The organism is Acinetobacter variabilis, from assembly GCF_000369625.1.
GTDB lineage: Bacteria > Pseudomonadota > Gammaproteobacteria > Pseudomonadales > Moraxellaceae > Acinetobacter > Acinetobacter variabilis.
Window position 1 is genome coordinate 88,421 of the sequence record NZ_KB850112.1, and the last position, 12,128, is coordinate 100,548.

A 12,128-nucleotide genomic window follows, 5' to 3' on the forward strand; every position below is an offset into this window, starting at 1 on the left:
AATTGAAATGCTTCTTCAGTGCTCGCGACAAAACCATAACAAGCAGTATTGAATGAAGTTTAAAGTTTAGGTGTTCTATGACAGATACTCGAGAGAATTGGTCGGCACGATCAGGATTTATTATTGCAGCCATTGGCTCTGCCGTTGGTTTGGGGAATATTTGGCGCTTTCCATACGTTGCCTATGAAAACGGTGGCGGGGCATTCCTGATTCCTTATCTGATTGCGATTTTTGCAGCAGGTTTACCTCTATTATTTTTAGATTATGCAGTCGGACATAAGTTCCGCAAAGCACCACCGATGGCCTATAAAAAACTCATGAATGCAGAATCTCTGGGTTGGTGGCAGGTCATGGTGACCCTGATCATCGGGATTTATTATGCCAGCGTCCTGTCTTGGGCCGGCAGCTATATGATTTATTCCTTTGGGCAGCAATGGGGCACAGATACTCAAGCCTTTTTCTTCAATAGCTACCTGCAAAATGGTGAGGGCCTGACCTTCGGTTTCGTCCCTGTACTGTTCTTTGGTCTGGTGATCGTTTGGGCAGCCGTGATGCTGATTCTTTACGGTGGGGTACGCCGTGGGGTGGAACTGGCGAATAAAATCTTTATGCCTTTGCTGGTAATTTTATTCACGATTCTGGTGATTCAGGCGATACGTTTACCGGGTGCAGTCGATGGCTTAAATGCCTTCTTTACCCCAAACTGGGAAGCCATGACCAATTATAAAGTCTGGCTGGCTGCTTTTGGTCACATCTTCTTCTCACTCTCAGTGGGCTTCGGGATTATGTTGACCTATGCTTCTTACCTGAAACGTAAAACAAACCTGACCGGTTCAGGTGTCGTGGTGGCATTAGCTAACTCGTCGTTTGAAATCCTGGCAGGTATTGGGGTTTTTGCAGCACTTGGTTTTATGGCGTTCAGTTCAGGTGCGAAAGTTGAAGATGTGGTATCTGGTGGTATCGGTCTGGCCTTTATTGCCTTCCCGAAAATCATTTCCAGCTTAGGTGCAGGTGGTGATCTGTTTGGCTTCCTGTTCTTTGGTTCATTGACTGTAGCCGGTATTACTTCCATGGTGAGTATCCTGCAGGTGCCAATTGCGGCATTCCAAGACAAGCTGGGCTGGTCAAAGAACAAGTCAGTGACGATTATTGCGGGTGGTTCAGCAGTTGTATCCACCTTGATGTTCTCGACCCATAGTGCCATTACATTTGTCGACATTATTGACTACTTTGCCAATAACATCGGTATTGTGGGTGGTGGACTGTTCTCGATTATTTTATTGTCCTGGTTCCGTCGTCCATTGATGAAACAGCTGGAAACACATGTGAACGAGTTTGCCAGTCTGAAACTGGGTGCCAGCTGGAAGTTCATGCTGACAGTGATCACGCCTTTATCATTATTGCTGGCATTGGGTTTAACCCTGAAATCAATCATGGCAGAAGGCTATGGTGGTTATCCCGCAAGTACGCTATGGACGATTGGTGGGGGCACCCTTGCATTCTTTATTCTGGGCGCCATTCTGCTCAGTCTAGTTAAAGACCGTCATAGTTAGGAGAACCAATATGAATACATCTGCATTGATCATGATGATTTTCTCCATCGTTTTATTATGGGGTGGTCTGGTACTTTCTGTGATTCATCTGGCAAAAAATCCAGAAGAACCAGAAGACTAAAAATCTTCACATAAACACATTGTTGCTGTAAATGAAAGTCATTATCATCTTTGGTGATAATGACTTTTTTTATGGGCAGACTTATGGGAATTGCTCCCGTTACTGATGCACAAGTCTATACTGCTTTTGCAGTGACATTTTTAGCAGGTCTGGCAACCCTGGTGGGTGGGGGATTGGTGCTGTTCTTAAAAAAACCGAATTACCGGGTTTTAGCCTTCGGACTGGCCTTTGCTGCGGGAGCAATGATCTATGTCTCGCTCACAGAAATTTTAAATAAATCTATTAGTTCTTTTAGCCTGGCCTTTGATGAAAAATCCGGTTTTGCTTATGGCACCTTTGCTTTTTTATTGGGTGTGGTACTGGTCTTATTGCTGGATCGATTCGTTCCTAATCCGCATGAAACCATTGAGGCACAATCGAAACAGGATCTGAGTCAGCCGCAACTGCTAAGAACCGGCCTGCTGGCCTTATTCGCGATTAGTGCACATAACCTGCCAGAAGGATTGGCGACTTTTTTTGCGACGCTGGAAAGTCCTGCACTGGGTGCACCTTTGGCGGTTGCCATTGCAATTCATAATATCCCTGAAGGTGTCGCAATTGCATTACCGGTTTATGGTGCAACAGGCCGTAAAGACTATGCACTTGTGGCCAGTCTGGTTTCAGGTTTTGCTGAACCTCTGGGCGCTGCGCTGGGCTATTTCATTCTGGCACCATATATGAGCCATACTATTTATGGTATGGTGTTTGGGATCATTGGTGGGGTGATGGTTTATCTGGCACTAGACGAACTGTTGCCGACTGCAAAACGTTTTTCTAAAGGTCATGAAACCGTGTATGGTCTGGTCAGTGGGATGGCGGCACTGGCGACCAGTCTAGTGATTTTTAAATTTGTACAATAATAATCTCAAATCAAGACAATAAAAAAGGCAGCCGAAGCTACCTTTTCTTTTAGCAATATCATTTAAGCAGTCTTTTCAATCCGGCAATAGAAAAAGCCATCGCCTTGACCGGTTTTAGGTAGCAGCTGACGACCATGGATCTGTTCAATGCCCCAATCGGCCTCAATTTTAATTTCTTTAGCCTCGGGATGTTTGCTAAAGAATTCGACCATCTGCTGTTCATTTTCTGCTTTGAGAATTGAACAGGTGATATAGAGCAGGGTACCACCGACTTTGAGTTGCTGCCACATATTTTCTAGAATCTGCTTTTGCAGCTCTACCGTCTGGGTGATATCAGTTGAATGACGCAGTAAACGAATATCTGGATGGCGACGCATTACACCGATGGCTGAACATGGCGCATCCAGCACGATACAGTCCAGCTGTTCCGGTGCCTGCCAGGTAATGGCATCTGCAGCCTTAATTTCAACATGATCGCCTTCCAGTAACAGACGTTCAAGATTTTCAGTGACACGTGTTAAACGCTTGGCATCCTGATCCAGTGCAATCAGTTTACGCGGCTGATATTTTTCTAGAATATGCGCCGTTTTACCACCCGGTGCTGCACAGGCATCAATAACATACTTGTCATCCAGATTTGGCAATAAGGTAGCGCAGAGCTGGGCATGTTCATCCTGTACCGAAAAACCACCGATATCAAAACCAGGCAAATCAGGTACTTGTACATTGGCATCGAGAATAATCCCGACCTTAGAAATCGTACAGGCGTGAGCCGGAATTTCGTGCTCTTCCAGAATTTCCAGATAGTCCTCGCGGCTAACCTGACGTTCATTTACGCGCAAGGTCAGTGGAGCAATCTGCTTTAACTGATGACTTAGTTCAGTGAGCTGTTCTGGCCAGTCTTTTTTCAGGCGTTTAAAGAGCCAACTTGGCAGGCCATGAGCCTGATCCAGTGCTGCCTGAAATTCCGATGTTTCACGTGAAACACGGCGCAGGATGGCATTCACTACGCCACTTAAAGCCTGATAGCCAAGTTGCTTTACGGCAGTCACGGTTTCAGAAATGGCAGCATGTGGCGCGATTCGGGTTTCCAGTAACTGGTATAGGCCGACATAGAGACAGGTTTCGACCGTGTCATTATTTAAAGGCTTCACTAGCAGAGGCAAGGTAATACTTTTAAGTGCATACCATTGACGTAAAGTACCCAACACCAGTTCATGGAACAGGGCACGGTCACGGTCAGCCACTTTCTTTAAATGCAGCGGCAAAATGCTAGCCAGAGATTGTCCTTGCTGTACAGCAAGTAAGGTACGAATCACTTGGGCACGCAAGTTAAGGTGAGATGTGCCTGATTCAGAATGACTCATGCCAATAATTGTCCTACATGTAATTTTTGGGTCTGGTTAATTTGTACCGGATTGAGCGGTTTGCCGCCCGGCCATTGCAGTGAAGTGAGACACACTGCTTTTTCATCACCACAGGCTACATGCACACCCTGTTTATCAATCGCCAGAATCGTGCCAGCGGCATGACAGTGTGCATTTTTTTCTGAGAGTACCGAACCCCAAACCCGCAGGTTGTTATTTTCATCCAGAGGGATAAAAGCCACCGGCCAAGGATTAAAGGCACGGATATTACGGTCAATATTAGAGGCAGTACAGCTCCAGTCAATTCGGGCTTCTGCTTTAGATAGCTTATGAGCATAGACGGTAAGTTCTTCATCCTGCACTTCCCGTGCGGCTAAATACTGTTGTAATTTTTCTTCAGATTCCAGTACCGCTACAATCGCTTCTGCACCTTGGGTAGCCAGTTTATCGTGCAGGCTGGCTGAGGTATCTTCTGCAGTGATAGGACATAAGGTTTTATACATCATGTCACCGGTATCCAGCCCGGCAGCCATTTTCATGATGGTCACGCCAGTTTCGTGATCACCCGTTGCAATTGCACGTTGGATCGGCGCAGCACCGCGCCAGCGTGGCAGCAGTGAACCATGAATATTCAGGCAACCATATTTAGGCGTATCCAGAACCACTTGCGGCAAAATCAGACCATAGGCAGCTACGACCATCACATCAGCATTCAAGGCTTTTAACTCAGCCTGAGCAGCCAGACCTTCTTCAGTTGAAGACTTAAAATGAAGTGGTTGATATACCGGAATGTCATGTTCAAGCGCCAGCTGTTTCACAGCAGAAGCAGTAAGTTTCTGACCACGACCAGCTTTACGGTCCGGCTGAGTATAGACCGCCACAATTTCATGATCGGTTTTGAGAAGCGCAGCCAATGCAGTTGCTGCAAATTCTGGTGTGCCTGCAAATATGATTTTCACACATGAAATTCCAAATAAACTTGGCAGCTATTATAAGCTAAAAGCCAAATGGCCGCCTAATCTACAATGCACTTAACTGTTACAGCGATTATAGATTCCCACTTTTAATTAAATTTTATATAAAAAAAACTCATGCAAATTCTAAAAATTATTCATGAAAGTTTTGTATTGTCCAATCCATGATGGCGGTATAGTAGCTTTATTAAGAGATTTTTATTGTCAGCTCACCGAGACCTCTCTATAGACATTTTTTTGTCTGCATCTACAACGAATAGGTCATCTTGTAAAACAATGGCTTGTAGTATGATAGGTCTAACATTCGACTGATTTAAGCTCATTGTCAGTATGATCTAGCCAGAGTGAACTTTTTTCGGTTCATTTCAAGCTCAAACTTTGTTGGAAATATAAAATGCCTGACTATCGTTCAAAAACATCGACACACGGAAGAAACATGGCGGGTGCGCGTGGCTTATGGCGCGCAACTGGGATGAAGGATGAAGACTTCGGTAAACCGATTATTGCCGTGGTGAACTCATTCACCCAGTTTGTACCGGGTCATGTTCACCTTAAAGATCTAGGCCAGCTTGTGGCACGTCAGATTGAACAGGCAGGCGGTGTAGCAAAAGAATTCAATACCATTGCTGTAGATGACGGCATCGCGATGGGTCATGATGGTATGTTGTATTCACTGCCTTCACGTGACCTGATTGCTGACTCGGTAGAATATATGGTCAGCGCACACTGTGCCGATGCCATGGTGTGTATCTCGAACTGTGACAAGATCACTCCGGGGATGCTGATGGCAGCAATGCGTCTGAACATTCCGGTGGTCTTCGTGTCTGGCGGTCCGATGGAAGCGGGTAAAGTAAAAATCCGTGGTAATGACAAAGCCATTGACCTGATCGATGCGATGATCGTTGCGGCAGATGATAACTATACTGACGAAGAAGTTGCGGAATACGAACGTTCTGCATGTCCAACCTGTGGTTCATGTTCAGGCATGTTCACTGCGAACTCAATGAACTGCTTGACTGAAGCATTGGGTCTGTCACTTCCAGGTAATGGTTCAACTTTGGCAACTCATGCGAACCGTAAAAAACTGTTCGAACGTGCAGGTTCTCTCATTGTTGAACTGGCAAAACGCCATTATGAACAGGATGATTACAGCGTATTGCCACGTTCAATGGTGACTAAAGCTTCGTATGAAAATGCCATGACTTTAGATATCGCAATGGGTGGTTCAACCAATACTGTTCTGCATTTATTGGCTGCTGCAAACGAAGCGGGTGTGGATTTCACCATGGATGACATCGACCGTCTGTCTCGTAAAGTACCAGTGCTTTGTAAAGTTGCTCCTGCGAAGAATGACGTGCATATGGAAGATGTACACCGTGCCGGCGGTATTATGTCGATTCTCGGCGAACTGGATCGTGCAGGCCTGTTAGATACCTCTGTCGGTACGGTTCACGAAGCAACATTAAAAGATGCTTTGGACAAGTGGGACATCATCCGTACTGAAGATGAAGAAGTGTATAAATTCTTTAAATCAGCACCAGGTGGTGTACCGACTCAGACTGCATTCTCACAAGATCGTTACTACTCACGTCTGGACGGCGACCGTGAAAATGGTGTGATCCGTAATGCAGAACATGCCTTCTCTAAAGACGGTGGTCTGGCTGTGCTTTATGGTAATATCGCACTCGATGGCTGTATCGTAAAAACGGCTGGTGTAGATGAATCAATCCTGAAATTTAATGGGACTGCACGTGTATTTGAAAGCCAGGATTCTGCTGTAGATGCGATTCTGGGTGGCAAAATCACAGTAGGTGATGTAGTCGTTATTCGTTACGAAGGTCCACGTGGTGGCCCTGGTATGCAGGAAATGCTATACCCAACCAGCTACCTGAAATCTAAGGGTCTTGGTAAAGAGTGCGCACTTCTGACTGACGGCCGTTTCTCTGGTGGTTCTTCAGGTCTGTCGATTGGTCACGTTTCTCCAGAAGCTGCTGAAGGTGGTGCGATTGGTCTGGTTGAAGATGGCGACCGTATCGAAATCGATATTCCAAACCGTACCATTCACCTGGCTGTTGATGATGCGACTATGGCCGCTCGTCGTGCAGCACAGGATGAAAAAGGATGGCATCCAGTGGAAGACCGTCCACGTAAGATTTCTAAAGCATTAAAGGCCTATGCAATGCATACCACAAGCGCTGCAAAAGGTGCAGTTCGTGAAATCTAAGCTGTAAATCTTTATAGCGCAAAAAAGCACTCCAGAGGGGTGCTTTTTTTATTTTTGATAATGTCCCGTCCTGAAATAAGTTTACACCTTAAGAGACTTATTTTATGGAACATGCACGAGAACAACGAGTTAAGCGCACACAACGTGATTATAGCTTCGCCTTTAAAATGATGGTGGTACATGAAGTAGAAAAAGGGCAAATTACTTATAAACAAGCTCAGGCAAAATATGGTATTCAAGGAAGATCAACTGTGCTGGTATGGTTACGCAAGCACGGACAACAGGATTGGACTTCGAATATGCCGACTTCTTCTAAACGCCAATTAACCCCCCAACAACGAATCCGCCAATTAGAAAAACAGTTAGCCGCAGAAAAGCTCAAAACTGAATTTATACAGGATGTGATTTATCACATTGATAAAGAGTGTGGGACTGATCTTGGAAAAAAGTATACCGAGCACGTTTCAAAGATTGGCAAAGCCAAAGAAGACTAAGCGTTTCACGTTATTGTCAGTGGTTAGGAATCACTCGACAAGCTTATTATCAAGCAGAAAAACGTGCTCAAATGACTGCACAAGTAACAGAACAAATACTCGAGTTGGTTATGGAGTATCGCTGTCTCATGCCAAGTATCGGAACACGTAAGCTGTATTGGCTTATTAAAGGCAAATTGTTGCAGCGTGGTTTAAAGTGTGGACGGGATCAGTTATTTAAAATATTGAAAGAAAATAATTTATTGATTCGCCCCAAGCGTCGTTATACAAAAACTACGGATAGCAAGCATTGGATGAAGAAGCATCCAAATTTATTAAAGGATTATTCAGCGGTGCAAGCCAATGAAGTCTTTGTCAGTGATATTACCTATGTTGAGAGTGCTGAAGGCGTACATTATTTATCCTTAGTGACAGATGCTTATACCCGCCAGATTAAAGGTTATAAGTTATCGAATGATATGCGTGCAGAGAATGTTGTGCAGGCACTACATATGGCGATGCAGCATGTGACAGATCGGGCAGCCAGGATGATTCACCATTCAGACAGAGGCTCTCAGTATTGCTCTGAACTATATCAATCGGCATTACGCCATTATGGGGTATGTCCTTCTATGACAGATGGAGGAGACTGTTACCAGAATGCATTAGCAGAGCGGATTAATGGAATATTAAAGCAGGAGTTTTTAACTACACGATGTCAAACCATGAAAGAGTTAGATCACTTAATTGCGGAATCTATCATGATTTATAATTGCTATAGACCACATTTAAGTTTAAATATGAACACCCCGAATCAGACGTATGAGCAAACTAAAACCGAGCTAATTGCTTAACTCGGTTTGAAGTGGAATACTGTCAATCTATTTCAGGACAAGACATAATTGCACTACCTCAAATAACTGAATCAGATACACAGAGTCTTACTTTTATCTAAAGATCGCTTTCTATACAATCAAATAAAACCTAGACAGCTTTTAGGCTTCACAAGAATTACATCCAGGACGAATAAAATGAGTAAAGACAATATCCGAGAACATTCTGCTCCCGTCTATGAAGGCATCGAGAATGCACCGGCCCGTTCCATGATGCGTGCCACCGGTTTTCAGGATGAAGACTTTACTCGTCCGTTTATCGGGATCGCGTCAACCTGGGCCAATGTGACCCCTTGCAATATGCATATTGATGGCCTGGCACGTACAGTCGAGCAGGGCGTGAATGCTGCCGGTGGTAAGGGCATTATCTTCAATACCATCACTATTTCTGATGGGATTTCCAACGGGACTGAAGGGATGAAATACTCCTTGCTGTCGCGGGAAATTATTGCCGATTCGATTGAAGCAGTAGTTGGTTGTCAGGCCTATGATGGCGTGATTGCCATTGGCGGTTGTGACAAAAACATGCCGGGCTGCATTATGGGCTTGGCACGCTTAAACCGTCCGGGTCTGTTTATTTATGGCGGTACCATCAAGCCGGGTGAAGGTCATACTGACATGATTTCTGTATTTGAAGCGGTCGGTCAGCATGCCAAAGGCGAAATTAATGCGATTCAGGTGAAACACATTGAAGAAGTGTCGTTGCCGGGCCCAGGTTCTTGTGGCGGGATGTACACCGCGAACTCCATGGCCTCTGCGATTGAAGCCCTCGGTATGAGCCTACCGGGTTCATCAGCACAGGAAGCGGTGTCTGAAGACAAACAGATCGATTGTGCCCGTGCTGGTGAAGCAGTGATGAACCTACTTCGTCTGGACATCAAGCCACGTGACATCATGACCAAAGCGGCTTTTGAAAATTCAATTAAAGTATTGATTGCATTGGGTGGATCAACCAATGGGGTGCTACATCTTTTGGCAATGGCGCATACGGCGGGTGTGGAGCTGAGCCTGGATGACTTTGTACGAATTGGAAAAGAAATTCCTGTCGTGGCTGATGTCCGCCCATCCGGTAAATACCTGATGTCAGAACTGATTGCTATTGGTGGAATCCAGCCATTGATGAAACGCATGCTGGATGCTGGCATGCTAGATGGTTCCTGCCTGACTGTGACTGGAAAAACACTGGCAGAAAACTTGGCTGATGTAGAAGATTATCCAGAAGGTCAGCAGATTATCTTGCCATTCGACAAACCGGTGAAAAAAGATTCGCATCTGATCATTATGAAAGGCAACCTGTCACCGAATGGTGCAGTCGCCAAAATTACCGGTAAGGAAGGTCTATATTTCAAAGGACCGGCACGGGTGTTTGAAGGCGAACAGGGCGCGATGCGCGGGATTCTGGATGGTGAAGTTCAACCAGGTGAAGTAGTTGTCATTCGCGGTGTCGGGCCTAAAGGTGGGCCGGGTATGCCGGAAATGCTGAAACCGACTTCTGCCATTATTGGTAAAGGTCTGGGGGATTCAGTCGCACTGATTACTGATGGCCGTTTCTCAGGTGGAAGTCATGGTTTTGTGATTGGTCATGTCACACCAGAAGCCTATGAGGGTGGTCCGATTGGTCTGGTGCAAAATGGTGATCAAATTTCCATTAATGCGGAAACCCGTGAAATGACTTGGCATATTTCGGATGAAGAGCTTGCTGCACGTCAGGCGGCCTGGGTGAAACCGAAACCGAATTACACTCACGGGGCACTGGCGAAATTCGCCAAACTAACCTCTGGGGCGGAGACCGGGGCCGTGACTGACCTAAATCTTGAAATCTAAAGTCCTAGAAAACATTGAACATTTGTTGCTGACTTGATATAAGTTTTGCACAAGACTTATATCAGGTCATAAATATCCTCATAATAGGATGTTGAATAAAACGATCCTGCTGGCAAGGGCTGGCATGACAAAATCTTTTCGAGGCACCTCTCATGTCCCTGCTACGCCGTTGGTTTGATCCAATCCGATCGAGTTGGTTTTACCAGAAACCAGTTCGTCAAACGGTGTTATCTATTGAAGATGGCTTGAGCATCCATTTAAGACTGGATGATGTTTATAGTTATCTGGCGGTACAACAGTTACCGCAACTAGAAGAAATTCTCAGCCCGGAACTGAAGCCACTCAAAGTCATCATTTCAGATCAGCGGGCTGAACCGCCTAATCAAATGTCTTTTGATGAATGGCAGCACTATTGCCTGAATGATGCCAAAATTTTATCTAAACAGCATCGTTTCAGCTTTCATGAGACCCCAGAATTACCGACAGCTGACGCCTTAAAGCAGGCAGAAACTATCCTGAGAAATACACCGTTACGCGGACAGGATTTTCTATATTTGCTAGAAGATGTATTCCATATGCTCTGGCAAAAACAGAACGGAAAATTGCGCACCTTATATGCGATGGCTAGCCGTCATCATGCGCCGCAGAATTTTCCGGAACGAATTTTTGAGCATAGTCCGATTCTGGCCAGCTATTTCCAGTTTGGCGGACGCCAGTATCAGGCGGTAGATGACTTGTTACGTCTGACCCGTCGCCTGAAACAGCAGAGATTACTGACCGGCAACCCGATTTTCCTGATCAATCATATTGAATGGCGCGAGCATCTAATCAGTGATGCCGAAGAGCTGAATGAAATCCAGTCCATGGACCCGGAGCTAGATCTGTATATCGCTCTGGAAGATCCGATTTCCTGGTTATTGCTGGCTTATATCAAGGAAGAGCTGGCTGATTTTTATAATATCCAGTTGAATGTCTATCCGCTGTCTTATCAGGGACGGGACTGGTTTGACTGGAGTCTGGCGACGCGCTTATCCAAGCGGACTGAAGTCAAATTTACCCCATTCTGCCGGCCAACCGAGCAGGCCGTGATGCCGATGGCGCAATTGTTTTATAGCTGTCCGGAAGAGCAGCGGATTGAAGCTATGTACCAGATGCTGGAAGCGGTCTGGACTCGTGGTTATGATCTGTCTTATGCAGCGCATTTCAAGCGTATGCAGCAGGAACTGAATATTACTGAACTGACCCAGGAAGACGTTCTGGCCAAGTTGCAGGAAAATGACACCTTATGTGAAATGAAGTCCCAGCCGAATTTACCGGTCCTAGAACTGCGTATTGATGGGCAAAGTTATACATTTAATAGCTTATATCGTGTCTGGATGATTGAAAGTATTTTCAGTAATGTGTTAGAAGAAAAGTATAAGAGTGATAACTAAACTGAAAGTGACTGAATAAACATGGAAAAAATCAAAGCTGAATCATTACAACATGCACGTCAACAGATCGATGCCATTGATACAGCTTTAGTCGAGCTGATCGCTGCGCGTCAATTTTATGTTGATCAAACCACCCGTTTTAAAAAAACTGAAACTGATCTGCAATCACCGGAGCGTATGGAGCAGATCGTGGAAAATGTCAAAGCCTTGGCACAACAGCAGGGTGTGGATCAGGCGTTTATTGAGCATCTGTACCGGGAAATGTTCCAGTATTTCATTCAGCGTGAACTGAAAGAGTTTCGTCCTTAAACAATTTTCATATCCGATTTTTGCTGATGAATCTGATGAATTTCAGCACGTCTATCTG

The 12,128-nt window shown here is 45.2% G+C and carries 10 protein-coding genes; 8 read left to right on the forward strand and 2 right to left on the reverse strand.

Annotation, left to right across the window (positions count from 1 at the left end; genetic code table 11):
- The first annotated feature begins 77 nt into the window (after positions 1-77).
- The 3 genes from F897_RS03015 (at position 78) to zupT (ending at position 2,573) form a co-directional block, all read left to right on the forward strand.
- A complete protein-coding gene (locus F897_RS03015) occupies positions 78-1,553 on the forward strand; it encodes a sodium-dependent transporter (protein WP_005233168.1) in 1,476 nt (491 codons plus the stop codon).
- Between the two features lie 10 nt (positions 1,554-1,563).
- Positions 1,564-1,674, forward strand: coding sequence for a methionine/alanine import family NSS transporter small subunit (locus tag F897_RS16895; protein ID WP_004814066.1), 111 nt, complete (start codon positions 1,564-1,566; stop codon positions 1,672-1,674).
- Between the two features lie 83 nt (positions 1,675-1,757).
- On the forward strand, positions 1,758-2,573 hold the full coding sequence (gene zupT / locus F897_RS03020; protein WP_005233170.1) for a zinc transporter ZupT: 816 nt from the start codon (positions 1,758-1,760) through the stop codon (positions 2,571-2,573).
- Between the two features lie 62 nt (positions 2,574-2,635).
- On the opposite strand, the gene rsmB is transcribed toward zupT, so the two are convergent.
- Together rsmB and fmt are read right to left on the reverse strand one after the other, a co-directional pair.
- A complete protein-coding gene (gene rsmB / locus F897_RS03025; protein ID WP_005233171.1) occupies positions 2,636-3,940 on the reverse strand; it encodes a 16S rRNA (cytosine(967)-C(5))-methyltransferase RsmB in 1,305 nt (434 codons plus the stop codon).
- Positions 3,937-4,899 carry a methionyl-tRNA formyltransferase gene (gene fmt / locus F897_RS03030; RefSeq protein ID WP_005233173.1) on the reverse strand — a complete coding sequence of 321 codons (963 nt, stop codon included), beginning with the start codon at positions 4,897-4,899 and terminating at the stop codon, positions 3,937-3,939. Before fmt ends, rsmB begins: the two co-directional genes overlap by 4 nt.
- A 409-nt stretch (positions 4,900-5,308) precedes the next feature.
- Between fmt and ilvD (F897_RS03035) the strand changes: the two genes are divergently transcribed.
- From ilvD (F897_RS03035) to F897_RS03060, 5 genes are all read left to right on the forward strand, one after another.
- Positions 5,309-7,138, forward strand: coding sequence for a dihydroxy-acid dehydratase (gene ilvD / locus F897_RS03035; protein WP_082188700.1), 1,830 nt, complete (start codon positions 5,309-5,311; stop codon positions 7,136-7,138).
- A gap of 104 nt (positions 7,139-7,242) precedes the next feature.
- Positions 7,243-8,465, forward strand: a protein-coding gene (locus F897_RS16900) for an IS3 family transposase (protein ID WP_104425744.1) whose coding sequence is annotated in 2 segments (ribosomal slippage) — positions 7,243-7,579 and positions 7,579-8,465 — 1,224 coding nt in all. Because the reading frame shifts where the segments join, the coding sequence is not laid out codon by codon here.
- Positions 8,466-8,642: 177 nt separating this feature from the next.
- Positions 8,643-10,328 carry a dihydroxy-acid dehydratase gene (ilvD, locus tag F897_RS03050; RefSeq protein WP_005233179.1) on the forward strand — a complete coding sequence of 562 codons (1,686 nt, stop codon included), beginning with the start codon at positions 8,643-8,645 and terminating at the stop codon, positions 10,326-10,328.
- 152 nt (positions 10,329-10,480) lie between these two features.
- Positions 10,481-11,761, forward strand: coding sequence for a hypothetical protein (locus tag F897_RS03055; protein WP_005233180.1), 1,281 nt, complete (start codon positions 10,481-10,483; stop codon positions 11,759-11,761).
- A 21-nt stretch (positions 11,762-11,782) separates the two neighbouring features.
- Positions 11,783-12,070 carry a chorismate mutase gene (locus F897_RS03060; protein ID WP_004780403.1) on the forward strand — a complete coding sequence of 96 codons (288 nt, stop codon included), beginning with the start codon at positions 11,783-11,785 and terminating at the stop codon, positions 12,068-12,070.
- The last annotated feature ends 58 nt before the right edge of the window (positions 12,071-12,128 follow it).